This window comes from Burkholderia sp. AU6039, assembly GCF_002223365.1.
Classification (GTDB): Bacteria; Pseudomonadota; Gammaproteobacteria; order Burkholderiales; family Burkholderiaceae; genus Burkholderia.
This window is the reverse complement of sequence record NZ_NKFK01000003.1, coordinates 2,028,938-2,053,546: the sequence shown is the minus strand read 5'-3', so window position 1 is coordinate 2,053,546 and position 24,609 is coordinate 2,028,938. Positions and strand designations below refer to the sequence as shown.

General features: G+C 68.3%; 18 protein-coding genes and 1 tRNA gene. 15 read left to right on the top strand and 4 right to left on the bottom strand.

Going from position 1 to position 24,609, the window contains the following annotated elements:
- The first annotated feature begins 183 nt into the window (after positions 1 to 183).
- The 11 genes from hutH (at position 184) to CFB39_RS12265 (ending at position 12,554) form a co-directional block, all read left to right on the top strand.
- Positions 184 to 1,707, top strand: coding sequence for a histidine ammonia-lyase (gene hutH / locus CFB39_RS12315; protein ID WP_089431278.1), 1,524 nt, complete (start codon positions 184 to 186; stop codon positions 1,705 to 1,707).
- Positions 1,708 to 1,711: 4 nt separating this feature from the next.
- Positions 1,712 to 2,407: a histidine utilization repressor gene (gene hutC / locus CFB39_RS12310; RefSeq protein WP_069248398.1), complete on the top strand. Its 696-nt coding sequence runs from the start codon at positions 1,712 to 1,714 to the stop codon at positions 2,405 to 2,407.
- Between the two features lie 39 nt (positions 2,408 to 2,446).
- Positions 2,447 to 4,135 (top strand): urocanate hydratase, encoded by a 1,689-nt coding sequence (hutU, locus tag CFB39_RS12305; RefSeq protein ID WP_089425798.1) that lies wholly within the window; start codon positions 2,447 to 2,449, stop codon positions 4,133 to 4,135.
- Positions 4,136 to 4,137: 2 nt separating this feature from the next.
- Complete coding sequence (locus CFB39_RS12300; protein ID WP_089473166.1) at positions 4,138 to 4,749, top strand: HutD family protein; 612 nt, start codon at positions 4,138 to 4,140, stop codon at positions 4,747 to 4,749.
- 4 nt (positions 4,750 to 4,753) lie between these two features.
- On the top strand, positions 4,754 to 5,977 hold the full coding sequence (gene hutI / locus CFB39_RS12295) for an imidazolonepropionase (protein WP_011352606.1): 1,224 nt from the start codon (positions 4,754 to 4,756) through the stop codon (positions 5,975 to 5,977).
- A 4-nt stretch (positions 5,978 to 5,981) separates the two neighbouring features.
- On the top strand, positions 5,982 to 7,358 hold the full coding sequence (locus CFB39_RS12290; RefSeq protein WP_089425796.1) for a formimidoylglutamate deiminase: 1,377 nt from the start codon (positions 5,982 to 5,984) through the stop codon (positions 7,356 to 7,358).
- A gap of 59 nt (positions 7,359 to 7,417) precedes the next feature.
- Positions 7,418 to 8,215: an N-formylglutamate deformylase gene (hutG, locus tag CFB39_RS12285; protein WP_089473165.1), complete on the top strand. Its 798-nt coding sequence runs from the start codon at positions 7,418 to 7,420 to the stop codon at positions 8,213 to 8,215.
- 44 nt (positions 8,216 to 8,259) lie between these two features.
- Positions 8,260 to 8,415 (top strand): hypothetical protein, encoded by a 156-nt coding sequence (locus CFB39_RS40200; protein ID WP_179257671.1) that lies wholly within the window; start codon positions 8,260 to 8,262, stop codon positions 8,413 to 8,415.
- A 559-nt stretch (positions 8,416 to 8,974) separates the two neighbouring features.
- Positions 8,975 to 9,781 carry a gamma-glutamyl-gamma-aminobutyrate hydrolase family protein gene (locus CFB39_RS12275; RefSeq protein ID WP_089473164.1) on the top strand — a complete coding sequence of 269 codons (807 nt, stop codon included), beginning with the start codon at positions 8,975 to 8,977 and terminating at the stop codon, positions 9,779 to 9,781.
- Between the two features lie 12 nt (positions 9,782 to 9,793).
- A complete protein-coding gene (locus CFB39_RS12270) occupies positions 9,794 to 11,131 on the top strand; it encodes a glutamine synthetase family protein (protein WP_089431274.1) in 1,338 nt (445 codons plus the stop codon).
- 28 nt (positions 11,132 to 11,159) lie between these two features.
- Positions 11,160 to 12,554: an aspartate aminotransferase family protein gene (locus tag CFB39_RS12265; RefSeq protein ID WP_089473163.1), complete on the top strand. Its 1,395-nt coding sequence runs from the start codon at positions 11,160 to 11,162 to the stop codon at positions 12,552 to 12,554.
- Positions 12,555 to 12,649: 95 nt separating this feature from the next.
- Here CFB39_RS12265 and CFB39_RS12260 read toward each other — a convergent pair.
- Both CFB39_RS12260 and CFB39_RS12255 read right to left on the bottom strand, forming a co-directional pair.
- Positions 12,650 to 12,724, bottom strand: a tRNA-Val gene (locus CFB39_RS12260).
- A gap of 98 nt (positions 12,725 to 12,822) precedes the next feature.
- Positions 12,823 to 13,725 carry a LysR family transcriptional regulator gene (locus CFB39_RS12255; RefSeq protein ID WP_089473162.1) on the bottom strand — a complete coding sequence of 301 codons (903 nt, stop codon included), beginning with the start codon at positions 13,723 to 13,725 and terminating at the stop codon, positions 12,823 to 12,825.
- A gap of 173 nt (positions 13,726 to 13,898) precedes the next feature.
- On the opposite strand from CFB39_RS12255, the gene CFB39_RS12250 reads away from it, so the two are divergent.
- The 3 genes from CFB39_RS12250 to CFB39_RS12240 all read left to right on the top strand — a co-directional run bounded on the left by CFB39_RS12250 (position 13,899) and on the right by CFB39_RS12240 (position 18,424).
- Complete coding sequence (locus CFB39_RS12250; protein ID WP_089473161.1) at positions 13,899 to 15,650, top strand: acyl-CoA dehydrogenase family protein; 1,752 nt, start codon at positions 13,899 to 13,901, stop codon at positions 15,648 to 15,650.
- A complete protein-coding gene (locus CFB39_RS12245; protein WP_089473160.1) occupies positions 15,647 to 16,849 on the top strand; it encodes a CaiB/BaiF CoA-transferase family protein in 1,203 nt (400 codons plus the stop codon). Before CFB39_RS12250 ends, CFB39_RS12245 begins: the two co-directional genes overlap by 4 nt.
- Before the next feature lie 156 nt (positions 16,850 to 17,005).
- Entirely contained in the window at positions 17,006 to 18,424 is a 1,419-nt protein-coding gene (locus tag CFB39_RS12240; protein ID WP_089473159.1) for an MFS transporter, read from the top strand.
- A gap of 157 nt (positions 18,425 to 18,581) precedes the next feature.
- On the opposite strand, the gene CFB39_RS12235 is transcribed toward CFB39_RS12240, so the two are convergent.
- Positions 18,582 to 18,857: an oxidative damage protection protein gene (locus CFB39_RS12235; protein ID WP_006478357.1), complete on the bottom strand. Its 276-nt coding sequence runs from the start codon at positions 18,855 to 18,857 to the stop codon at positions 18,582 to 18,584.
- A gap of 49 nt (positions 18,858 to 18,906) precedes the next feature.
- Entirely contained in the window at positions 18,907 to 20,286 is a 1,380-nt protein-coding gene (gene argA, locus CFB39_RS12230) for an amino-acid N-acetyltransferase (RefSeq protein WP_039364826.1), read from the bottom strand.
- A gap of 23 nt (positions 20,287 to 20,309) precedes the next feature.
- Between argA and hrpA the strand changes: the two genes are divergently transcribed.
- On the top strand, positions 20,310 to 24,506 hold the full coding sequence (hrpA, locus tag CFB39_RS12225) for an ATP-dependent RNA helicase HrpA (protein WP_089473158.1): 4,197 nt from the start codon (positions 20,310 to 20,312) through the stop codon (positions 24,504 to 24,506).
- Positions 24,507 to 24,609: the final 103 nt, after the last annotated feature.

Genomic DNA, 24,609 nt, shown 5'->3' with positions numbered 1-24,609 from the left:
TGTTGCCAAAAACAAAATAATTGCAACAACTGTTAAGCGCCGGATCACACGGGCCGATGCGGCGGGCCGCGCCGGGTATCAGGGAAACTCCCGAGTCGAAATCGGTGAAAAACGGGTTGTCTAGACAAGTTGGCGTGGCTACACTTCAATCCATTCCGAACTTGTCTAGACAGGATTGCTCACATGATTACGTTGACCCCCGGCCATCTGACCCTCCCGCAACTGCGCCAGATCGCACGCGAATCCGTGCAGCTCGCGCTCGACCCGGCCAGCTTCGCGAAGATCGACGCCGGCGCGAAGGCCGTCGCCGACATCGCCGCGAAGGGCGAGCCGGCCTACGGCATCAACACGGGCTTCGGCCGCCTGGCCAGCACGCACATCCCGCACGACCAGCTCGAACTGCTGCAGAAGAACCTTGTGCTGTCGCACGCGGTCGGCGTGGGCGAGCCGATGGCACGCTCGTCGGTGCGCCTGCTGATGGCGCTGAAGCTGTCGAGCCTCGGCCGCGGCCACTCGGGCATCCGTCGCGAAGTGATGGACGCGCTGATCAAGCTGTTCAACGCGGACGTGCTGCCGCTGATCCCGGTGAAGGGCTCGGTCGGCGCATCGGGCGACCTCGCGCCGCTCGCGCACATGTCGGCCGTGCTGCTGGGCGTCGGCGAAGTGTTCATTCGCGGCGAGCGTGCGAGCGCGCTCGACGGTCTGCGCGTCGCGGGCCTCGCGCCGCTGACGCTGCAGGCGAAGGAAGGCCTGGCGCTGCTGAACGGCACGCAGGCATCGACCGCGCTGGCGCTCGACAACATGTTCGCGATCGAAGACCTGTACCGCACCGCGCTCGTCGCCGGCGCGCTGTCGGTCGACGCGGCTGCCGGCTCGGTGAAGCCGTTCGACGCACGCATTCATGAGCTGCGCGGCCACCAAGGCCAGATCGACGCGGCCGCGTCGTATCGCGACCTGCTCGAAGGCTCGCCGATCAACCAGTCGCACCGCGACTGCGACAAGGTGCAGGACCCGTACAGCCTGCGCTGCCAGCCGCAGGTGATGGGCGCGTGCCTGGACCAGATGCGCCATGCGGCCGACGTGCTGCTGGTCGAAGCGAACGCCGTGTCGGACAACCCGCTGATCTTCCCGGATACCGGCGAAGTGCTGTCGGGCGGCAACTTCCACGCCGAACCCGTCGCATTCGCGGCCGACAATCTCGCGCTCGCCGCAGCGGAAATCGGCGCACTGGCCGAACGCCGCATCGCGCTGCTGATCGATGCGACGCTGTCGGGCCTGCCCCCGTTCCTCGTGCGGGACGGCGGCGTGAACTCGGGCTTCATGATCGCGCACGTGACGGCGGCCGCACTCGCATCGGAAAACAAGACGCTCGCGCACCCGGCGTCGGTCGACTCGCTGCCGACCTCGGCGAACCAGGAAGACCACGTGTCGATGGCGACGTTTGCCGCGCGCAAGCTCGCCGACATCGCGGACAACACGAAGCACATCCTCGCGATCGAACTGCTGGCCGCCGCACAAGGCGTCGACCTGCGCGCGCCGTACCACACGAGCCCGAAGCTGGCGCCGGTGATGGAAACGATCCGCGCCAAGGTCGCGCACTACGAGCTCGATCACTACTTCGCACCGGACATCGCCGTGATCGCCAAGCTGGTCGGCGAGCGGGCGTTCGCGAAGGTCGCGCCGTTCTCGTTCGCGTCGGAACAGTAAGCCCATGAGCGCGCCGGTCTACCAGGAGATCAAGGATTTCATCCTGGCCCGCATCCACGCAGGCGAGTGGGAGGAGGGCGATCAGGTGCCGTCCGAGAACGAGCTGGCGCGCGAATTCAAGGTGGCGCGCATGACCGTCAACCGCGCGCTGCGCGAGTTGACGGCCGAGCAGGTGCTCACGCGCATGAAGGGGGCGGGCACCTACGTCGCGCGGCCGAAGTACGAGTCGACGCTGGTGGCGATCCGCAGCATCTCGGAGGAAGTCGGCGCACGCGGGCATGCGTATCACGCCAGCGTGCTCGGCCTCGACACGATCCGCGCCGACGACGCGCTCGCCGACGAGATGCAGGTCGCCGTGCGCACGAAGCTGTTTCATTCGCAGGTGCTGCACTTCGAGAACGACGAGCCCGTGCAGCTCGAAGAACGATGGGTGAATCCGGCGGTCGCGCCGGATTACGCCGAGCAGGATTTCACGAACACGACGCCGAACCTGTACCTGATGCGCGCGGCTCCGCTGCAGCGCGTCGAGTACCGGATCGAAGCGGCGGCCCCGGCGCCGGAGCGGCGCGAGCAGCTGCGGATGGACGACGTCGAGCCGTGTCTGGTTTTACATCGACGCACCTGGTCGCAGGGCGTCGTCGCCTCGGTGGCGAATCTGTGGCATCCCGGCAGCCGTTATCGCTTCACCGGGCATTTCTGATTCCTATTTGATAGTCATTTTCCTTCGGGAGCAGTCGTCATGAACCATCCGAAACACATCGATCCCCGTCTCGATCCGACGCGCACGATCCGCGCGCCGCGCGGCAGCGAGAAAGTCTGCAAGACCTGGCTGGCCGAAGCGGCCTACCGGATGATCCAGAACAACCTCGACCCGGAAGTCGCCGAGCACCCGCATGCGCTCGTCGTGTACGGCGGCATCGGCCGCGCGGCACGCAACTGGGAATGCTACGACCAGATCCTCGCATCGCTGAAGGATCTCGAAGAGAACGAGACGCTGCTGATCCAGTCGGGCAAGCCGGTCGGTGTGTTCCGCACGCACAAGGATGCGCCGCGCGTGCTGCTCGCGAATTCGAACCTCGTGCCGCACTGGGCGAACTGGGATCACTTCCACGAGCTCGACCGCAAGGGCCTGATGATGTACGGCCAGATGACGGCAGGCAGCTGGATCTACATCGGCAGCCAGGGCATCGTTCAGGGCACCTATGAAACGTTCTTCTCGGTCGCGAACCAGCACTTCAACGGCGATCCGTCGGGCCGCTGGATCCTGACGGGCGGCCTGGGCGGCATGGGCGGCGCGCAGCCGCTGGCCGCGACGATGGCCGGCTTCTCGATGATCGCGGTCGAATGCGACGAGACCCGCATCGACTTCCGCCTGAAGACGCGCTACGTCGACAAGAAGGCGACGACGCTCGACGAGGCGCTCGGCATGATCGAGGAAGCGAAGCGCACCGGCAAGCCGGTGTCGATCGGCCTGCTCGGCAACGCGGCCGACGTGTTCGCGGAACTCGTCACGCGCGGCATCACGCCGGATTGCGTGACCGACCAGACGAGCGCACACGACCCGATCAACGGCTACCTGCCGCAAGGCTGGACCGTCGCGCAATGGCGCGAGGCGCAGAAGGTCGATCCGCAGAGCATCGTGAAGGTCGCGAAGCAGTCGATGGCCGTCCAGGTGCGCGCGATGCTCGCGCTGCAGGAACGCGGCGCGGCGACGCTCGACTACGGCAACAACATCCGCCAGATGGCGCTGGAAATGGGCGTCGAGAACGCGTTCGACTTCCCGGGCTTCGTGCCGGCCTACATCCGCCCGCTGTTCTGCGAAGGCAAGGGCCCGTTCCGCTGGGTCGCGCTGTCGGGCGATCCGGAAGACATCTACAAGACCGACCAGAAGGTGAAGGAGCTGATCCCCGACGATCCGCACCTGCACAACTGGCTCGACATGGCGCGTGAGCGCATTGCGTTCCAGGGCCTGCCGGCACGGATCTGCTGGGTCGGCGTGAAGGATCGCTATCGCCTCGGCCAGGCGTTCAACGAGATGGTCAAGAACGGCGAGCTGAAGGCGCCGATCGTGATCGGCCGCGACCACCTCGACACCGGCTCGGTCGCGAGCCCGAACCGCGAGACGGAATCGATGAAGGACGGTTCGGACGCCGTGAGCGACTGGCCGCTCTTGAACGCCCTGCTGAACACCGCAGGCGGCGCATCGTGGGTGTCGCTGCACCATGGCGGCGGCGTGGGCATGGGCTTCTCGCAGCACTCGGGCGTCGTGATCGTCGCCGACGGTACCGCCGAAGCGCACGAGCGTCTCGGCCGCGTGCTGCTGAACGACCCGGCGACGGGCGTGATGCGCCATGCGGATGCCGGCTACGAACTCGCGCAGCAGACGGCCCGCGAAGCCGGCCTGAAGCTGCCGATGCTCGGCCGCTGAGCATGACGGCGCTCCACCCGGCGCCGGCGATTGCGACGATGATCCGCGCAGCGGATCTCGTCGCGTCGCCCTGGAAGAACGGCGGCGGCGTGACGCGCGAGATCGGCGCGTTTCCGCCGGGGGCCGCACTTGACGCGTTCGCGTGGCGCGTGAGCGTCGCCGACGTCGGCACGGCCGGGCCGTTCTCGCGTTTCGACGGGATCGACCGCACGCTGGTGCTGCTGTCCGGCGCGGGCATGACGCTCGCCGAGGCAGGCGGCGCCCGCCACGTGCTCGACGCACCGCTGGCCCGCGCGGATTTCGCGGGGGAAGCGGCGATCGACGCGACGCTGCACGACGGCGCGACGCGCGACTTCAACCTGATGACGCGCCGTTCGGCCGCGCGCGGCGCGCTCGACGTATGGCGCGCAGGCGCGCACCGCATCGAGCATGCCGATACCGTGCTGCTGTATTGCGCGGCCGGCGACGCCGCAGTCGAAATCGACGGCACACGCTACACCCTGGAAGAAATGGACACGCTGCGGCTCGACGGGCCGCGGCGTGCGTTTGACGTCGTCGTGAGCGGTAGCGGCGCGTTGCTCGCCGTGTCGCTCGCCATCGGCGAACGAGACTGAACGCATGAAACCGACTGTCTGGCATCACCTGAGGCTGTGTCCGCACGGCCATCCTGACGAGACGATCGACGACGCGGCGATCGCCGTCGACGAAACCGGCACGATCGTCTGGCTCGGCGCGATGTCCGCGCTGCCGCACGGTTACGCCCACTGGCAGCGCGAGGATCTGCACGGCGCGTGGGTGACGCCGGGCCTCGTCGACTGCCATACGCACCTCGTGTACGGCGGCACGCGTGCCGACGAATTCGCGCAGCGCCTCGCGGGCGTGAGCTACGAGGAAATCGCGCGGCAGGGCGGCGGGATCGTGTCGACGGTGCGCGCGACGCGCGCGGCCGACGAGACGACGCTGTTCGTGCAGGCTGCAGCCCGCCTGCAGCCGCTGCTCGCCGAAGGCGTGACCGCGATCGAGATCAAGTCGGGCTACGGGCTCGACCTCGCGAGCGAACGCAAGATGCTGCGCGTTGCACGCCAGCTCGGCGAACGCTTTCCGGTCACCGTCTACACGACTTTCCTCGGCGCGCACGCGCTGCCGCCCGAATATGCGGGCCGTGCGGATGCGTACATCGACGAAGTGTGCGACCGGATGCTGCCGGCGCTGGCCGACGAAGGGCTCGTCGACGCGGTCGACGTGTTCTGCGAACGCATCGGCTTTTCGCTCGCGCAGACCGAGCGCGTGTTCGAGGCCGCGACGCGGCGCGGGCTGCCCGTGAAGCTGCATGCGGAGCAACTGTCGAATGCGGGCGGCACGGCGCTTGCCGCGCGCTATCGCGCGCTGTCCGCCGATCACCTCGAATTTCTCGACGAAGCCGGCATCGAGGCGATGAAGGCAGCCGGCACGGTTGCCGTGCTGCTGCCCGGCGCGTACTACTTCATCCGCGAGACGCAACTGCCGCCGATCGAGCTGCTGCGCAAGCACGGCGTGCCGATCGCGCTCGCGACCGATCACAACCCCGGCACGTCGCCGCTCGAATCGCTGCTGCTGACGTTGAACATGGGCTGCACGCTGTTCCGCATGACGGTGCCCGAAGTGCTGCAGGGCGTCACGCGCCATGCGGCCGCGGCACTCGGCCGCGCGGATCGCCACGGCGCGCTCGAGGTCGGTCGCCAGGCCGACTTCGCCGCGTGGTCGGTCGGCTCGCTGGCGGAGCTCGCCTACTGGATCGGCCGGCCGCTGTGCGAGCAGGTCGTACGCGGCGGCACGACCGTGTTTCGCCGGATGAATGGATAGCCTCATGACCGACACCACGTTGTTCGCAGACCATGCGTACCTGCCCGATGGCTGGCGCCGTAACGTCCTGCTGCGCTGGGACGCGGCCGGCACGCTGACCGGCGTGACGCCCGACACCGACGCACCCGCGGGCGTCGCACGCGCGGCCGGGCCAGTGCTGCCCGGCATGCCGAACCTGCACTCGCACGCGTTCCAGCGCGCGATGGCGGGGCTCACCGAATACCGCGCGAATCCGTCCGACAGCTTCTGGAGCTGGCGCGACCTGATGTACCGCTTCGCGCTGAAGATCACGCCCGACGCGCTCGCCGCGATCGCGCGCTGGCTGTATGTCGAGATGCTCAAGTGCGGCTACACGTCGGTGTGCGAATTCCACTACGTGCATCACACGCAGGACGGCTCGCGCTATCCGCAGATCGCCGAGCTCGGCACGCGCGTGATCGACGCCGCGCGCGCGGCCGGCATCGGCATCACGATGCTGCCGGTGTCGTACCAGTTCGCCGGTTTCGGCGACAAGCCGCCGCGTGACGACCAGCGCCGCTTCATCAATACGCCCGACGGCCTGCTCGAGCTGCTCGACGCGATGCGCCGCGTGGCGCCGGAGCACGGCGGGCTGCGCTACGGCGTCGCACCGCACTCGCTGCGGGCGGTATCCGAGAACGGCTTGCGCGTGCTGCTCGCAGGGCTGCCCGACGATGCCCCCGTGCATATCCATATCGCCGAGCAGACGGCCGAAGTCGACGACTGCGTGCGTGCGTACGGCGCGCGCCCCGTGCAATGGCTGCTCGATCGCTTCGACGTCGATGCGCGTTGGTGTCTCGTGCACGCGACGCACGTCGACGCGGCCGAAACGGCGGCGCTCGCGAAGCGTCGCGCGGTCGCCGGCCTGTGCCTGACGACCGAAGCGAACCTCGGCGACGGCGTGTTCCCCGCTGTCGACTATCTCGCGCAGGGCGGCGTGATCGGCGTCGGCTCGGACAGCCACGCGTCGGTCGACTGGCGCTCGGAGTTGCGCCTGCTCGAATACGGGCAACGGCTCGTGCATCGCGCGCGCAACGTGCTGGCGAGCGAGTCGCAGGCGCATGTCGCCGATCGCCTGTTCGACGCGTCGCTCGCGGGCGGCGCACAGGCCAGCGGGCGGCGCGTCGGTGCGCTGCGTGAAGGGTGCCGCGCCGACTGGCTCGTGCTCGATCCCGATCATCCGGCGATCGCCGAACACGACAGCACGTCGTGGTTGTCGGGTATCGTGTTCGCGGAGCACGGCGACACGCCGGTGCTCGACGTCTACACGGGCGGCGAGCGCGTCGTGAGCGGCCGCCGTCATCGCGACGAAGCCGTCGCGTATGCCGACTACCGCGCCGCGCTGGCGCAACTGCTGCGCTGACGCGCGCAACCGGCGCACGCCGCAAGCGTGCGCCGGCAGACCTCCAACGGTGATGCGACATGACTGAACAACCGGCTGTATTCACGCTGAAGCAGGGCACGCTGCCGCTGCTGATCTCGATTCCGCACGCAGGCACGTACATTCCCGACGACATCGCCGCGACGATGACGGCCGACGCGCGCTTCGTCGACGATTGCGACTGGCATCTCGAACGGCTGTATGGATTCGCGGCCGACCTCGGCGCATCGATCCTCGTACCGTCGCATGCGCGTTACGTCGTCGACCTGAACCGTCCGCCCGACAACGAGAACCTGTACCCGGGGCAGGACACGACGGGGCTCGTGCCGGTCGATACGTTCGACAAGGCGCCGCTGTATCCGGCGAACGCGCTGCCCGGCAACGACGAGATCATGCGTCGCCGCGATCGCTACTGGCTGCCGTATCACGAGGCGCTGCAAGGCGAGGTGGCACGCCTGAAGCGCGAGCACGGCCGCGTGCTCGTGTGGGAAGCGCATTCGATCCGCTCGCACGTGCCGCGCTTCTTCGACGGCCGCCTGCCTGACTTCAACTTCGGCACGTCGAGCGGCGCGAGTGCCGCGCCGGGCCTGGCCGAGGCGCTGGCCGCGCGCGTGCTCGAACAGGGCGGCTATACGGCGGTCGCGAACGGGCGCTTCAAGGGCGGCTACATTACGCGTCACTACGGCGTGCCCGCTACCGGCGTCGAGGCCGTGCAGCTCGAGCTCTCGCAGATCACCTACATGGAAGAGACGCGTCCTTACGCGTATGACGAAGCGCGTGCGGCGCGGATTGTGCCGCTATTGCAGTCGCTCGTCGAAACCGCGCTCGCGCATCGTTGAACGCGGGCCGCACGGATGCGGCAGCGCGGCGGAGCAGGCGCGTCATGACCCGCCTGCACACAGCATGCCGCACCGATGCAGTGCACAACACGGCATCGATCCACGGGATCGATGCCGTTTTTTTTCGCATGGCTTTCGTCTGTTCGATGACGTCATCGGCACCTGAAAATTTGACGCAATTTTTAGGTGATATAAGCTGAATGTCAGGAAGTCGTCACGCCCGCACGTGCGGCGGGGCCATCGATCGTGGCCGCAACTCGCCGGAATGCGTTGCGAGACACCTTGCCGACGTGTCGCCGCGCGGCATTGCCGCATGCGCTTGATCGCGACACGTGTCCTGCCTTCATCAGTCAGTCGAGTACGATCGTGAAAGCCGCCAGCCCTTCGATACGCCGGACGCGAAGTCCGTCGGCGGGCGCGCCGCCTCAGGCCGGGCCGTCCCGGCATGCTGATCGCGGCACGCGTGCCGCCTTTTTGCGCGAGCCTCGTTTCTTCGCCGTTTCCCATCGCGGCCTGCGCCGCTTCAATCTCGTGTCCGCGCATGTGTTCAGCGCGGTGCAGTGCGACGGCAGCGCATCGTTGTTGCCCTAGCGTCGTTTTCCGTTTCCGTTCCGGGTCGCACCGCCTGTTGCCGCATCGTCCGCGCGGCAGGATCGCGCATGGACATGCGCCGCGTCATGGTGCGCGCGTGCGGCGCCGGCGCGAACCGTCAACGTCCCGCGTGCGAACGAGTCGCGCGCGATTACCGGAGAGCCGCCCATGCGTGCGCGCCCGATCGTAGCCGTCACCGCCGACCGCATCCTGCGCGGTGCGCATCCGAACCACACGGCGGGGGAGAAGTACCTGGCCGCGCTCGTCGACGGCGCCGGTGCGCTTGCGTTCGTGCTGCCCGCGCTCGGCGCGCGCCAGCCGGCCGATGCGATCGTCGCGGCAGTCGACGGCTTGCTGTTCACCGGCAGCTATTCGAACGTCGAACCGCATCACTACGGCGGCGCCGCGAGCGCGCCCGACACGTTGCACGACCCCGCGCGCGACGCGACCGCGCTGCCGCTGATCCGTGCGGCGATCGACGCGGGCGTGCCCGTGCTGGCGATCTGTCGCGGCATGCAGGAGCTGAACGTCGCCTACGGCGGCACGCTGCATCAGCGGCTGCACGCGACCACCGGCTTCGACGATCACCGCGAGCGGGCCGCCGATCCGCTCGAACGGCAGTACGGCCCCGCGCACGTCGTGCAGTTCGCGCCGGGCGGCCTGCTGCAGCGGGTCACGCGCGGCGCGCACGAAGCGACGGTCAATTCGCTGCACGACCAGGGCATCGCGCAACTCGGCGCGGGGCTCGTCGTCGAAGCCAGTGCGCCCGACGGGCTGGTCGAGGCCGTCAGCGTGCGCGGCGCGCGCGCGTTCGCGCTCGGCGTGCAGTGGCATCCCGAATGGCGCTACGCGGAGCAGCCGCTGTCGCGCGACATCTTCGCGGCATTCGGCGCGGCGTGCCGCGCGCGCATGACGCATCGCGTTCATGCGGCCGGCGGCGCGATGCCGTCGCCGGCCGCATCCGACGTCGACTGATAGAGGCCGATCATGCAACCCGAACTGAGCGAATTCTTGCGACAGCACCGCATCACCGAGGTCGAGGCGATCATTCCCGACATGGCCGGCATTGCGCGCGGCAAGATCATTCCACGCAACAAGTTCGAATCCGGCGAATCGATGCGCCTGCCGCAGGCCGTGATGGTGCAGACCGTCACCGGCGACTATCCGGAGGATGGCACGCTCACCGGCGTGACCGACCCCGACATGGTGTGCGTGCCCGATCCGTCGACGATCTGCCTGATTCCGTGGGCCGTCGACCCGACCGCGCAGGTGATCCACGACTGCGTGCACTTCGACGGCTCGCCGGTCGAGATCTCGCCGCGCTACGTGCTGCGCCGCGTGCTCGACCTGTACAAGGCGAAGGGCTGGCAGCCGGTCGTTGCACCCGAGCTCGAGTTCTATCTCGTCGACATGAACGCCGATCCCGACTTGCCGCTGCGTCCGCCCGTCGGCCGCACCGGGCGTGCGGAGACCGGCCGACAGTCGTATTCGATCGAGGCCGTGAACGAGTTCGATTCGCTGTTCGAGGACATCTACGAATACTGCGAGATGCAGGGGCTCGATATCGAGACGCTGATCCACGAGGTCGGCGCCGCGCAAATGGAGATCAACTTCGTGCATGGCGATGCGCTGTCGCTCGCCGACCAGGTGTTCCTGTTCAAGCGCACCGTGCGCGAGGCGGCGCTGCGCCACAACATGTACGCGACCTTCATGGCGAAGCCGATGCAGGACGAGCCGGGCTCGGCGATGCACATCCACCAGAGCCTGGCCGACGCGCGCACCGGGCGCAACCTGTTCTCCAACGAGGACGGTACGGTGTCGCCGATGTTCCACAGCTATCTCGCGGGGCTGCAGAAGTACACGCCCGCACTGATGCCGATCTTCGCGCCGTACATCAACTCGTATCGCCGCCTGTCGCGCTTCATGGCCGCGCCGATCAACGTGCAGTGGGGCTACGACAACCGCACGGTCGGTTTCCGCATTCCGCAGTCGGGCGCGTCGGCGCGCCGCATCGAGAACCGGATTCCGGGCGTCGACTGCAATCCGTACCTCGCGTTCGCCGCGACGCTCGCAGCCGGCTATCTCGGCTTGACCCAGCAGCTCGCACCGACCGAGCCGATCGCGTCGGACGGCTACAACCTGCCGTACCAGCTGCCGCGCAATCTCGAGGAGGGCATCTCGCTGATGGCGGCCTGCACGCCGCTGGCCGGCATTCTCGGCGACAAGTTCGTGAAAGCGTACCTGGCGCTGAAGGACACCGAATACGAAGCGTTCTTCCGCGTGATCAGCTCGTGGGAGCGCAGGCATTTGCTGCTGCACGTCTGAGCGTGCGGCACGGTTATCCGGAGGAAACATGACCGATAGAAATGACGCTGTATCGCCGCAATCGACCGCGGATTATCGTGCGCTCGACGCCGCGCACCACATCCACCCGTTCTCCGACATGGGCGCGCTGAATCGTGCAGGCAGCCGCGTGATCGTGAAGGCCGACGGCGTCTACCTGTGGGACTCGGACGGCAACAAGGTGATCGACGGGATGGCCGGCCTCTGGTGCGTGAACGTCGGCTACGGCCGCAAGGAACTCGCCGACGCCGCGTATCGCCAGATCCAGGAGCTGCCGTTCTACAACACGTTCTTCAAGACCACGCACCCGCCGGTGATCGAACTCTCCGCGATGCTCGCGGAAGTCACGCCGGCCGGCTTCAACCACTTCTTCTATTGCAACAGCGGCTCGGAAGGCAACGACACCGTGCTGCGCCTCGTGCACCAGTACTGGCGCGTGCAGGGCCAGCCGCAGAAGAAATACGTGATCTCGCGCAAGAACGGCTATCACGGCTCGACGATCGCCGGCGGCACGCTTGGCGGGATGGGCTACATGCACGAGCAGATGCCGTCGAAGGTCGAGCACATCGTGCACATCGACCAGCCGTATTTCTTCGGTGAAGCGGCGGCCGGCGAAACGCCGGAAGCGTTCGGCCTGGCGCGCGCGCAGCAGCTCGAAGCGAAGATCCTCGAACTCGGCGCGGAGAACGTCGCCGCGTTCATCGGCGAGCCGTTCCAGGGCGCGGGCGGCGTGATCTTCCCGCCGTCGACGTACTGGCCGGAAATCCAGCGGATCTGCCGCAAGTACGACATCCTGCTGGTGGCCGACGAAGTGATCGGCGGCTTCGGCCGCACCGGCGAATGGTTCGCACACCAGCACTTCGGTTTCGAACCCGATCTCATCACGATGGCCAAGGGCCTCACGTCGGGCTACGTGCCGATGGGGGCGGTCGGCATTCGCGAGCGCGTCGCGCGGCCGATCATCGACAACGGCGAATTCAACCACGGCCTCACGTACTCGGGCCACCCGGTCGCGGCGGCCGTCGCGGTCGCGAACCTGAAGCTGCTGCGTGACGAAGGGATCGTCGAGCGCGTGAAGAACGATATCGGGCCGTATTTCCAGCGCCGGCTGCGCGATGCGCTGGGCGACCATCCGATCGTCGGGGAGATTGCGGGAGCGGGGCTGGTCGCGGGTGTTCAGCTTGCGCGCGACCGGGAGCGGCGCGAGCGGTTCGGTGCGAACGTCGATATCGGCACGATCTGCCGCGACTTCTGCTTCAACGGCAACCTGATCATGCGCGCGACCGGCGACCGCATGCTGCTGTCGCCGCCGCTCGTGATTCGCGAGGCGGAGGTCGACGAGATCGTCGACAAGGCGAAGCGCGCGTTCGATGCGACGGCGGAGCGGGTGGGGCGCGCGGAGTAAGTAAGTCGGCGCAGCATCGCGTGCTGCGCCGAGGAGCAAGCGCGGCACCAAAACGAAAAGGCCCTGCGTCGTGAGACGCAGGGCCTTGAATTCTTTGGTGGGCGGTACTGGGATCGAACCAGTGACCCCTGCCGTGTGAAGGCAGTGCTCTACCGCTGAGCTAACCGCCCAAAGAAGCTGAAATTATGTCAGGGCTTTGAGGGTCTGTAAAGCACTTTCTGCAAATATTTTTCAGATACCCGCACATACCTGCCAGCCGGGCGTTCGCTCAGCCTGCGAGCGCGGGCAGCGCGTCGATCGACGCGCGCACGTAATCCGCGAAGCGCAGCGCAACCGGCTCGGCGGTGCCGCTACGCTTCAGCGCGAGCGTGCGCGATTCGAGCGACGCATCCTTCAGCGGCCGGAACGCGAGCCGCTCGCTCTTTACCTGCTGCAGCACGCGCGGCACGAGCGCGATGCCCATCCCGAACTCGATCATCGACAGGATCGTCTGCCACAGCCGTGCCTCATGGCGGATCAGCGGGCTGAAGCCGGCATTCACGCACTGCGCGATGATCAGGTCGTGGTAGTGCGGCGCCGCTTCGCGCGGGAACAGGATGAACGGTTCCGCGGCCAATGCGGCGAGCGCGACCTGCTTGCGCTTTGCGAGCGGATGCGCGGCCGGCAGGCAGCACACGAACGGTTCCGCATAGACGGGCGTCGATTCGACCTCGGGCGGGAAGTGGCCCCAGTGCGCGTAGCCGAGATCGATCTGGCCGCGCTGGATCGCCTGCACCTGCGCCTGCGTATTCATTTCGCTCAGCACGACTTCGACACCGGGATAGTCGGCCTCGAAGCGTCGCACCGCATCGGGCAGCCCGCGATACAGCATCGAATGAACGAAGCCGATCCGCAGCCGGCCCGCGAGCCCCGACGCGGAGCGCACCGTCAGGCGTTCGGCCTCGGCCGCCTGCAGCAGCAGCCGGCGCGCTTCGCCGAGCAGCACCTCGCCCGCGTTGGTCAGCGCGACGGTCTTGTTGGTGCGCGAGAACAACTGCACGCCGAGCGCGTCCTCGAACTTGCGGATGTCGAAGCTCAGCGCCGGCTGCGAGATGAACAGGCGTTTCGCCGCGCGCCCGAAATGCAACTCCTCGGCGACCGCCACGAAGTAGCGCAACTGCCTCAGTTCCATCGTGTCTCCTCGCGGCGTCGGCATCGATAAGCGATATCTATCGTACCGGATAAATCCTGTATTGGACGCTTATCGATCGCGCGCCTACGCTCTGCGGAAGGCTTTGCACGGGACTGGCCGGGCGCCGCGGCGCCGCGCCCAGCCGACGTGCGGGCAACCCAGGAGACGCACGCATGAACGACACCGCTCGCACGCCGGAGCCCGGCGCATCCAATATTCCCGACAGCCGGGGCATCAATTTCTTCACCGTCGATCCCGATCTCGGCGCGTTGCTGAAGCTGCATCTCGGCGATGCCCGCTATGCCGAGCTCGAGCCGCAATTGCGCGCGCTCGGCGCACGCGTGTCGGGCGAACTCGACGAATGGGCGTCGCGTGCAGACAAGCACCCGCCCGTGCTCGAGCATCGCAACCGGCGCGGCGAGGCCGTGCAGCGGATCGACAAGGATCCCGCGTATGTCGCGCTCGAACGCGTCGCGTATTCCGAGCTCGGGCTCGCGTCGCTGAGCCACGGATCCGACTCGGTGCCGCCGCTCGTCAAGTACGCGCTGACGTTCCTGTTCGTGCAGGCGGAATTCGGGCTGTGCTGCCCGGTCAGCATGACCGATTCGCTGACACGCACGCTGCGCCGTTTCGGCGATCCGGCGCTCGTCGCGCGTTACCTGCCGATGCTTGCGTCACGCGACTTCGACACGCTGTACCAGGGCGCGATGTTCATGACCGAGCAGGCGGCGGGTTCCGACGTCGGCCGGATCACGACGCGGGCGACGCGCGAGACCGGCGCGCATGGCGAGACCATCTGGCGCCTGACCGGCGACAAGTGGTTCTGCTCGAACGCGGATGCCGAGCTCGCGATGGTGCTCGCGCGGCCCGACGGCGCGCCGGACGGCATCAAGGGCCTCGCGCTGTTCATGCTGCCGAAGACGCTGCCGGACGGCACGCGCAACCGCTACCGGATCGTGCGCCTGAAGGACAAGCTCGGCAGCCGTTCGATGGCGAGCGGCGAGATCGCGCTGGAAGGTGCACAGGCGTACCTGATCGGCGAGATCGGCCGCGGCTTTCACCAGATGGCCGACATGATCAACATGTCGCGGCTGTCGAATGGCGTGCGCGCGGCGGGACTGATGCGGCGCGCGCTGAACGAGGCGCTGCACGTCGCCGCGCACCGCGAGGCCTTCGGCCGCAAGCTGATCGAGATGCCGCTGATGCAGCGCCAGTTGCTGAAGATGCTGCTGCCGGCCGAGGCCGCGCGCGCGATGTTCATGCAGATCGCGCTGCTGCTGCCGCAGGCCGATGCGGGCGACGAGCAGGCCGCGCGCTGCGTGCGGATCCTGACGCCGCTGATCAAGTTCCGCGCGTGCCGCGATGCGCGGCGCGTGACGGGCGATGCGATGGAAGTGCGTGGCGGCACCGGCTACATTGAGGAGTGGAGCGACGCGCGCATCGTGCGCGATGCGCATCTCGGCTCGATCTGGGAGGGCACGAGCAACATCGTCGCGCTCGACGTCGCGCGGGCCGCGCAGCGCGAGCACGCGCTCGATGCGCTGCGTGCGTACCTTGGCGACCGCCTCGGCGCGGCGCCGCTGCCCGATGCGAGCCGCGCGGCGCTGCGGCGCATCCTCGCGCGTGCCTGCGACGCGCTCGCGCGGGTCGCTGACGAAGGTGACGACGCGCGCGTGCGGCAGGCCGCGTCCGCGCTGTACTACGCGAGTGCGGCCGTGCTGATGGCGTGCGAGGGCGTGCGGCTCGCGCCGGATTTCCGGCGGCTCGCGCTCGCGCATCTGGTCGTGCGCCACAAGCTGCTGCCGGTCGATCCGCTCGCACCGGCGTCACGCGACGACGAGTCGCCCGCATACGCAGCGCTGCTGCGCGGCACGCCGATCGCGCTCGATACCGCGCTCGACCTGCTGCCGGAGGTCGAACGATGAGCACGACGCGTGGCGCACTGGACGGCCTGAAGGTCGTCGACCTGAGCCGCGTGCTTGGCGGCCCGTACTGCACACAGGCGCTCGCCGACCATGGGGCGACGGTGGTCAAGATCGAGCCGCCGGACGGCGACGAGACGCGCGGCTGGGGGCCGCCGTTCCTCGGCGATACCGCGTGGTATTTCATGGGCGTGAACCGCAACAAGGAAGGGCTCGCGCTCGACCTGTCGCGCGACGAGGGGCGCGCGATCCTGTGGCGGCTGCTTGAAGAGGCCGACGTGCTCGTCGAGAACTTCAAGCCCGGCACGCTCGCGCGCTGGGGGATGGACTACACGCGCGACCTGCAGCCGCGCTTCCCGCGCCTCATCCACTGCGCGGTGACGGGCTTCGGTGAAGGCGGCCCGCTCGGCGGGCTGCCCGGCTACGACGCGGTGATCCAGGCGATGGCGGGGCTGATGAGCGTCAACGGCGAGCGCGACGGCGATGCGACACGCATCGGTCTGCCGATCGTCGACATGGTCACGGGCCTCAACGCACTGGCCGGCATCCTGCTGGCGCTCGCCGAGCGCGAGAAGAGCGGGCGCGGGCAATCGATCGACATCGCGCTATACGACTGCGGCGTGTCGCTGCTGCATCCGCACCTGCCGAACTTCTTTGGTTCCGGGCGCGTGCCGGCGCGCAGCGGCAATGCACATCCGAACATCGCGCCGTACGACAGCTATCGCACCGCGACCGTGCCGATCTTCCTCGCGGTCGGCAACGACCGGCAGTTCGCGCGGCTCGTCGCGCATCTCGGCGTGCCGGCGCTCGCCGGCGATCCGCGCTTCGTCGACAACCGCAGCCGCTGCGCGCACCGGCCCGAACTGAAAGCCGAACTGGAAGCACGGCTCGCCGAGCATGCCTGCGAGCCGCTCGCGCGTGAGCTGATGGCGGCCGGCGTGCCGTGCGGGCCGGTGCGAACGGTCGCCGACGTCGCGCACGATCCGCATGCGCTGCACCGGAACCTGTTCGTCGAGATCGGTGCGTATCGCGGCACGGCGTCGCCGGTGAAGCTGTCGCGCACGCCGGCCACCTATCGTTCGCCGCCGCCCGCGCTGGGCGGCGACACGCGCGCGGTGCTCGAGCGCCTAGGCGTCGATCCCGCGCTCCAGCAGCAACTGCTCGACGCCGGCGTGCTGAAGATCGCACCCGACGAGACGTGACCGACCGACGCGCGCGCCGGTGAGCAAGGCCGGCCGACGAAACGGAACGTCAAGCAACGCAACGTCAAGCAACGCCGCCGGCCGGCGGCGCGATGCCGGCCACCCGGAAAAGGCGCGCGACAGTCGCGCCTCCGACACACCAACATGGAGACATCGATGAGCCGCCAGCAATCCCCGACCGCCGCGCCGCAACTGCGGCCCGGCCGCGCCGCCTTCGCGGCGTTCGTCGGCACCACGATCGAGTGGTACGACTTCTACATCTACGGCACGGCCGCTGCGCTCGTGTTCGGCAAGGTGTTCTTTTCGAGCACGATGGATCCTGGCGTCGCGACGCTGCTCGCGTTCGTCACGTTCTGGGCCGGCTTCGCCGCGCGGCCGCTCGGCGGCATCGTGTTCGGGCATCTCGGCGACCGCGTCGGCCGCAAGACCGCGCTCGTGATCACGCTGGTGATGATGGGGCTGGCGACGACCGGCATCGGCCTGTTGCCCGGCTATGCGCAGATCGGCGTCTGGGCGCCGGCTGGCCTCGTCGTGCTGCGCGTGCTGCAGGGCATCGCGGTCGGCGGCGAGTGGGGCGGCGCGGTGCTGATCGCGAGCGAGAACGCGCCGAAGCATCGCAGCATCCTGTATGCGGCGTTCGCGCAGCAGGGCTCGCCCACCGGCAACCTGCTGGCCACGGCCGCGTTCTTCGCGCTGAGCGCGCTGCCCACCCCGTCGTTCCTGATGTGGGGCTGGCGCATTCCGTTCCTGCTGTCGGCCGTGCTCGTGATCATCGGCATGGTGATCCGGCTGAAGCTCGAGGAGTCGGCCGACATGCAGCGCGTGCTCGCGCGCAAGCGCACCGTGAAGCTGCCGCTGCGCGACGTCGTGCGCGATCACTGGATCGTCGTGCTGCTCGCGGCCGGCACGCTGCCGGTGATCAACGTCACGTACTTCCGCAGCACGTTCGCGCTGTCGTGGGCGACCAAGGAGCTCGGTTACGCGCAGGGCACGTTCCTCGGCATCCTGTCGATCTCGCTCGTCGTGCAGTTCCTGATGCAGCCGGTCGGCGCGTGGTTCGTGTCGAAGGTCGACATGCGCCGCGCGATGTGCTGGATCCTGATTCCGGAAATCGTGCTGATGCCCGTGATGTTCCATGCGCTCGCAACGCGCTCGTACTGGGTGGCCGTCGCGGGCATGTGCATCTCGACGATTCCGTCGGCGATGTTCTATGGCGCGGTCGGCGGCGTGCTCGCGCGCGTGTTTCCGGCCAACATCCGCTACACGGGCCTGTCGCTCGCGTACCAGTTGAGCGCGCTCGTCGTCGGCGGCGGCACGCCGGTGCTCGCGCAGGCGATCCTCAATTCGACCGGCAGCATCGTCGGCGTCGCGATCGCATCGGGGCTTTACGCGCTCGTGTCGCTCGTGTGCATGCTGGCGCTGCTGAATCGCACCGGGTATCGCGCGGACGAACTGTCGACGGCCGAACGCAGCGACGCGGCCGAATGGGGTACGGAAGGCGCCGCCGTTGACACCTCGGCCGGGGGTGTGGTCCCGCCGCCGGAGGATCGCGGCACGCTGAAGCCGGTGGCTTGAATCGGTCGGTGTGACCCGGCGGTATCGAATGCCCCGGCCGTGTCGCATCGCATCGGTTCGGATGCGCCAAAAGCAAACGGCACCGTGCGATGACACGGTGCCGTTTGTCGTTTCCCGCGAAGTGACCGGCGCGGCCGGCCGTCGCGAATGATGCCGGTCAGCCTTCCGTCGGCGGCACGTAGCCGGACGCCTGGTCCGCGCCGTCGCCGAAGAAGTACTTTTCGGTCTGCTTCATCAGGTACTGGCGCGCACGCGGGTCGGCCATGTTCAGGCGGTTTTCATTGATCAGCATCGTCTGCTGCTTGAGCCAGCCTTGCCACGCTTCCTTCGAGACGCTCTCGTAAATGCGCTTGCCGAGTTCGCCCGGCAGCGGCGGGAAATCGAGGCCTTCGGCTTCCTTGCCGAGCTTCGCGCATTGGATCATTCGAGCCATCGTGTACTTCTCCTGTAATCGGACTGGGGGAGGGCAGTCGTGCCTGCGCTCAGAGCTGTTTCATCAGCACGAGCGACTTGCGCTGCCAGTTATAGAGTTTGCGGCGGTCTTCCGGCAGGTCGTCGACGCTGACCTTGACGAAGCCGCGCTTGAGGAACCAGTGCTCGGTGCGCGTCGTGAGCACGAAGATATGCGTGAGGCCGCGCGCGCGGGCACGCTGCTCGATGCGCTTGAGCAGGCGTTCGCCGTCGCCCGAGCCCTGCGCTTCCGGCGCGACCGTCAGGCACGCCATCTCGCCGATCTTCTCCTGCTGGTACGGATACAGCGCCGCGCAGCCGAACAGCACGCCATCGTGCTCGATCACCGAGAAGTGGTCGATGTCGCGTTCGATCTGGTGGCGGCCGCGCCGCACCAGCGTGCCGTCCGACTCGAGCGGCTCGATCAGCGACAGGATGCCGCCGACGTCGTCCGGTGTCGCTTCACGCAGGCTCTCGAGGTTCTCGTACGAGATCATCGTGCCGACGCCGTCGTGCAGGAACAGTTCGAGCAGCATGCTGCCGTCGAGCGATTGCGGGATCAGGTGCGCCCGGGTCACGCCGCCGCGGCACGCGCGGATCGAATGCTTCAGGAAGAACGCGTCGTCGCCCTGGACGTTGCCGGAATCGAGCAGCTCGGCCGCCGCGTCGAGCGACATTTCACGCACCAGCTCGCCTTCGTCGTCGACGATGCCGGGCGCTTCGGTCAGGAAGATGATCTTGTCGGCGCGCAGCGCGATCGCGGCGGCCGACGCGACATCTTCCATCGACAGGTTGAACGCTTCGCCGGTCGGCGAGAAGCCGAGCGGCGACAGCAGCACGAGCTTGCGGCTCGCGAGCGAATGACGGATCGATTCGGCGTCGATCTTGCGCACGATGCCCGTATGCGCGAAATCGACCCCGTCGAGAATCCCCACCGGCCGTGCGGTCACGAAGTTGCCCGACACGACGCTGATGTGCGCGTGCGCCATCGGCGAGTTCGGCAGACCCTGGCTGATCGCGGCCTCGATGTCGAGACGCACTTCACCGGCCGCTTCCTTCGCGGATTCGAGCGCGCGCGCATCGGTGATGCGCAGACCGTGCGAAAACTCGGATTCGACACCGTGCAGGCTCAGCTGCTCCTCGACCTGCGGGCGCGAGCCGTGCACCAGCACGATCTGGATACCCATCGCCTGCAGCAGCGCGATGTCGGACACGAGCGCATTCAGCAGCCCCTGCTGCACCACCTCGCCGCCAAACCCCACGACGAACGTGCTGTTGCGGAACTTGTGGATATAGGGCGCGACGGAGCGCATCCAGTCGACGAACTGCGCGTGGCTGGCGGCCGAGTCGTCGGCAGCCGGCGGCGTCGTGGCGCCGGTCTGGGCGGGAGGGAGGTCGGTTTGGGAATTCATGGGCGGGATTATAATGCGCCCCCATGTCGAATGTACCTAAAAGTCCCGCGCCGACGCGGGCCAAAGCGCCGTCGGCCCGGCACCCGGATGGTGCGGCCGATGCACGCCAGCAGCAGGGCCAGCCGCCGCGCCGGCCGCAGGAACAGCAGGCGGGCAAGCCTGCACACGCGCCGCGCGGCGACGCATCGCGCGACGCGCGCCAGCCGGCCGCGAAGGATGCGTCCGCTGCGACGGGCGAGCGCGCGCCGCGCCGCGAGCGTCCGCCGCGCGCGGTCGTCGCGCCGAACCCGGTCCCGCCGATCACGTACCCCGAAAGCCTGCCGGTGTCGGGCAAGCGCGACGAAATCGCGCGCGCGATCGCCGGTCATCAGGTTGTCATCGTCTGCGGCGAAACCGGCTCGGGCAAGACCACGCAGTTGCCGAAGATCTGTCTCGATCTCGGCCGCGGCCTCGGCGCCGGCGGCACGGGCCTGATCGGCCATACGCAGCCGCGCCGCCTCGCCGCGTCGTCCACCGGCCGGCGGATCGCCGAGGAACTCGGCACGCCGTTCGGCGAAGTGGTCGGCTACAAGGTGCGCTTTACCGACAATCTCGCGCCGGGCGCGTCCGTGAAGCTGATGACGGACGGGATCCTCCTCGCCGAGACGCAGACCGACCCGTTGCTGAAGGCGTACGACACGCTGATCATCGACGAGGCGCACGAGCGCAGCCTGAACATCGACTTCCTGCTCGGCTACCTGAAGGAAATCCTGCCGAGGCGGCCGGACCTGAAGCTGATCGTCACGTCCGCGACGATCGACGCCGATCGCTTCGCGCGCCATTTCGGCACCGACGAGCGCCCGGCGCCCGTGATCGAGGTGAGTGGGCGGCTGTATCCGGTCGAGATGCGCTACCGGCCGGTGGCCGAGGATCGCCCGGCAGTCAAGCACGCCGAAGGCACGGGCGGCCGCGACCGCGTGAAGACCGCGCGCGAAGCCGAGCGCGACCTGATGGACGCAATCGTCGACGCGGTCGACGAGCTGTGCCGCGAAGGCCCCGGCGACGTGCTGGTGTTCCTGCCCGGCGAGCGCGAGATCCGCGAAGCGGCCGAGGCGCTGCGCAAGCACCATCCGCCGCACACCGAGATCCTGCCGCTGTTCGCGCGGCTCTCGGCGGCCGACCAGGACAAGGTGTTCAAGGCGTCGAACGCGCGCCGGATCGTGCTCGCGACCAACGTGGCCGAAACCTCGCTGACGGTGCCGGGCATCCGCTACGTCGTCGACACCGGCCTTGCGCGCGTGAAGCGCTATTCGTACCGGAACAAGGTCGAGCAGCTGCAGGTCGAGTCGATCTCGCAGGCGGCCGCGAACCAGCGCGCGGGCCGTTGCGGCCGCGTGGCCGACGGTGTCTGCATCCGCTTGTACGAGGAAAGCGATTACCAGGCGCGCGCGCGCTTCACCGATCCGGAAATCCTGCGCTCGTCGCTCGCGTCGGTGATCCTGCGGATGAAGTCGCTGCACCTGACGGCGATCGAATCGTTCCCGTTCCTCGAGCCGCCGCCCGGTCGCGCGATCGCGGACGGCTACCAGTTGCTCAACGAGCTCGGCGCGGTCGACGACGACAATGCGCTGACGCCGCTCGGTCGCGAACTCGCGCGGCTGCCGCTCGACCCGCGCGTCGGCCGGATGATTCTCGCCGCGCGCGACCAGCAGTCGCTGCGCGAGGTGCTGATCATCGCGAGCGCGCTGTCCGTGCAGGACCCGCGCGACCGCCCGATCGAAGCGCAGGAGCAGGCCGACCAGGCGCACCGCCGGTTCGCCGACGAGCGCTCCGAATTCCTGCAGTGGCTGAAGATCTGGGCGTGGTTCGAAGAGGCGGTCGCGCACAAGAAGTCGAACCGCCAGCTGGTCGACGCGTGCCGGCAGAACTTCCTGTCGCACCTGCGGCTGCGCGAGTGGCGCGACGTCCATTCGCAGCTGCTGACCGTCGTGCGCGAGCACGGCTGGCGGCTGAACGAAGTCGAGGCGACCTACGAACAGGTCCATCTGGCCCTGTTGACGGGCCTGCTCGGCAACCTTGGCCTGAAGGCCGACGACGATCCGCACTATCTCGGCGCGCGCGGGATCAAGTTCTACCTGTGGCCGGGCTCCGTGCTCGCGAAGAAGGCCGGCCGCTGGGTGATGGCGGCCGAGCTCGTCGAGACGAGCCGGCTGTACGCGCGCTGCCTCGCGAAGATCGAGCCCGAATGGGTCGAGAAGATCGGCGCGCACCTGCTGAAGAAATCGCTGTCGGAGCCGCACTGGGAAAAGCGCCCGGCGCAGGTCAGCGCGTACGAGCGCGCGACGCTGTACGGGCTGCCGATCTACCACCGCCGGCGCGTCGCGTTCGGCAAGCAGGATCCGGCGCGGGCGCGCGAGCTGTTCATCCGCGGCGCGCTGGTCGAGGGCGAATTCGACACGAAGCTCGCGTTCTTCGCGCACAACCGCAAGCTGCTCGCCGACATCGAGCAGCTCGAGCACAAGTCGCGCCGGCAGGACGTGCTGGTCGACGACGAGCTGATCTACGCGTACTACGATCAGGCGATTCCGGAAGGGATTCACACGGGCGCCGCGTTCGAGCGCTGGTATCGCGACGAGGTGAAGAAGGGCGGCCAGCCCGAGGACAAGCTGCGGCTGCTGTACCTGTCGCGCGACGACCTGATGCGCCACGAGGCGGCCGGCGTGACGACCGAGCTGTTCCCGAAGCGGGCGACGATGGCCGGCGTCGAGATGGCGCTCACGTATCACTTCGAGCCCGGCACGCCGCGCGACGGCGTGACGCTCGCGGTGCCGCTGTATGCGCTGAACCAGGTCGATGCGCGCCGCTGCGAGTGGCTCGTGCCGGGGATGCTGAAGGAAAAGGTGCAGTTGCTGCTGAAGTCGCTGCCGCAGAAGCTGCGCCGGCATTGCGTGCCGCTGCCCGAGTACGCGGCCGGCTTCGTCGAGCGGATGGGCCGCGAGCGCTTCGGCGCGGGCGGGCTCGTCGAGGCGCTGATCGCCGACGTGCGGGGTGAAACGCAAATCGCGATGAAAACGGCCGACTTCAAGCTGGAAACGCTGCCCGCGCACCTGTTCATGAACTTCAAGGTGATCGACGAGCACGGCCGCCAGCTCGCGATGGGGCGCAATCTCGCGCAGCTTCGCCAGGAGCTGGGCGCGCAGGCGCAGCAGCAGTTCCAGAAGATCGCGGCGGCGTCGACGATCGCGGCCGGTGGCGATGCCGACGGCGGCGAGCCGATCGGTCAGGCGCCGGCCACGGCCGCGACGACGGGTGCCGCCGGCCGCCACGCGAAGGCTGGCAAGGGCGCGGCGCCGCAGACGGCCGCGCCGGCGGAAGCCGGTGCGACCGCGCTGTACGAGAACCTGACGACGTGGAATTTCGGCAAGCTGCCCGAGCTGCTGGAGATCCGCCGGCGGGGCCAGACGCTGTACGGCTACCCGGCGCTCGTCGATCGCGGCACGCATTGCGACGTCGAGGTGTTCGATTCGCCGGAGGAGGCCGCGCGCATCCACCGGGCCGGCCTGCGGCGACTGTTCGCGCTGCAGCTGAAGGAGCCGATCAAGTTCCTCGAGAAGAACCTGCCGGGCCTGCGCGAGATGGCGATGCAGTACATGTCGCTCGGCACGCAGGACGAGCTGCGCGACCAGCTGATCGACACGGCGCTCGACCGCGCGTGCCTGCAGGACCCACTGCCCGACGACGACGCGAGCTTCCACGCGCGCCGCGACGAGGGCCGGAGCCGCCTGAACCTGCTCGCGCAGGAAATCGCGCGGCTGGTCGGGCAGATCCTGGCCGAATACGCGGGGCTCGTGAAGAAGCTCGCGCAGGCGAAGCCGTTCGCGCAGGCGCATGCGGACCTGCAGCAGCAGCTCGCCGCGCTGGTCGGCAAACGCTTCGTGATCGATACGCCGTACGCGCAACTGGCGCACTTCCCGCGCTACCTGAAGGGCATCGCGCTGCGGATCGACAAGCTGAAGGCCGACCCGGCGCGCGACGCGAAGCAGTCGGCCGACCTGTTGCCGCTCGCCCAGCAGTACCAGCGCGCGGTGTCGCAGCGCGGCGGCGTCGCCGATGCGCGGCTCGCGGAATTCCGCTGGCTGCTCGAGGAACTGCGGATTTCGCTGTTCGCGCAGGAACTGCGCACACCGATGCCTGTCTCTGTCAAGCGTCTGCACAAGGTCTGGGAGTCGATGCAGCGCTAGCGCAACATCGGTTTCCCGGGCCCGCACCGGTGGCCGGCCCCGGCCGGCCGCGCGGCGCCTGCCGCGCGGGCCGACCGGGCCGCCCCGGCGTGCGTCGAAGTGG

Bases quoted from the DNA above. Each gene is read 5' to 3' on its own strand.
- CFB39_RS12290 (WP_089425796.1), top strand. From the start codon at position 5,982: ATGACCGACACCACGTTGTTCGCAGACCATGCGTACCTGCCCGATGGC.
- CFB39_RS12240 (WP_089473159.1), top strand. From the start codon at position 17,006: ATGAGCCGCCAGCAATCCCCGACCGCCGCGCCGCAACTGCGGCCCGGC.
- hutH (WP_089431278.1), top strand. From the start codon at position 184: ATGATTACGTTGACCCCCGGCCATCTGACCCTCCCGCAACTGCGCCAG.
- argA (WP_039364826.1), bottom strand. From the start codon at position 20,286: ATGAATTCCCAAACCGACCTCCCTCCCGCCCAGACCGGCGCCACGACG.
- hutI (WP_011352606.1), top strand. From the start codon at position 4,754: ATGAAACCGACTGTCTGGCATCACCTGAGGCTGTGTCCGCACGGCCAT.
- hutU (WP_089425798.1), top strand. From the start codon at position 2,447: ATGAACCATCCGAAACACATCGATCCCCGTCTCGATCCGACGCGCACG.
- CFB39_RS12270 (WP_089431274.1), top strand. From the start codon at position 9,794: ATGCAACCCGAACTGAGCGAATTCTTGCGACAGCACCGCATCACCGAG.
- CFB39_RS12250 (WP_089473161.1), top strand. From the start codon at position 13,899: ATGAACGACACCGCTCGCACGCCGGAGCCCGGCGCATCCAATATTCCC.
- hutG (WP_089473165.1), top strand. From the start codon at position 7,418: ATGACTGAACAACCGGCTGTATTCACGCTGAAGCAGGGCACGCTGCCG.
- CFB39_RS12265 (WP_089473163.1), top strand. From the start codon at position 11,160: ATGACCGATAGAAATGACGCTGTATCGCCGCAATCGACCGCGGATTAT.
- CFB39_RS12255 (WP_089473162.1), bottom strand. From the start codon at position 13,725: ATGGAACTGAGGCAGTTGCGCTACTTCGTGGCGGTCGCCGAGGAGTTG.
- CFB39_RS12235 (WP_006478357.1), bottom strand. From the start codon at position 18,857: ATGGCTCGAATGATCCAATGCGCGAAGCTCGGCAAGGAAGCCGAAGGC.
- CFB39_RS12245 (WP_089473160.1), top strand. From the start codon at position 15,647: ATGAGCACGACGCGTGGCGCACTGGACGGCCTGAAGGTCGTCGACCTG.
- hrpA (WP_089473158.1), top strand. From the start codon at position 20,310: ATGTCGAATGTACCTAAAAGTCCCGCGCCGACGCGGGCCAAAGCGCCG.
- CFB39_RS12300 (WP_089473166.1), top strand. From the start codon at position 4,138: ATGACGGCGCTCCACCCGGCGCCGGCGATTGCGACGATGATCCGCGCA.
- hutC (WP_069248398.1), top strand. From the start codon at position 1,712: ATGAGCGCGCCGGTCTACCAGGAGATCAAGGATTTCATCCTGGCCCGC.
- CFB39_RS12275 (WP_089473164.1), top strand. From the start codon at position 8,975: ATGCGTGCGCGCCCGATCGTAGCCGTCACCGCCGACCGCATCCTGCGC.
- CFB39_RS40200 (WP_179257671.1), top strand. From the start codon at position 8,260: ATGACCCGCCTGCACACAGCATGCCGCACCGATGCAGTGCACAACACG.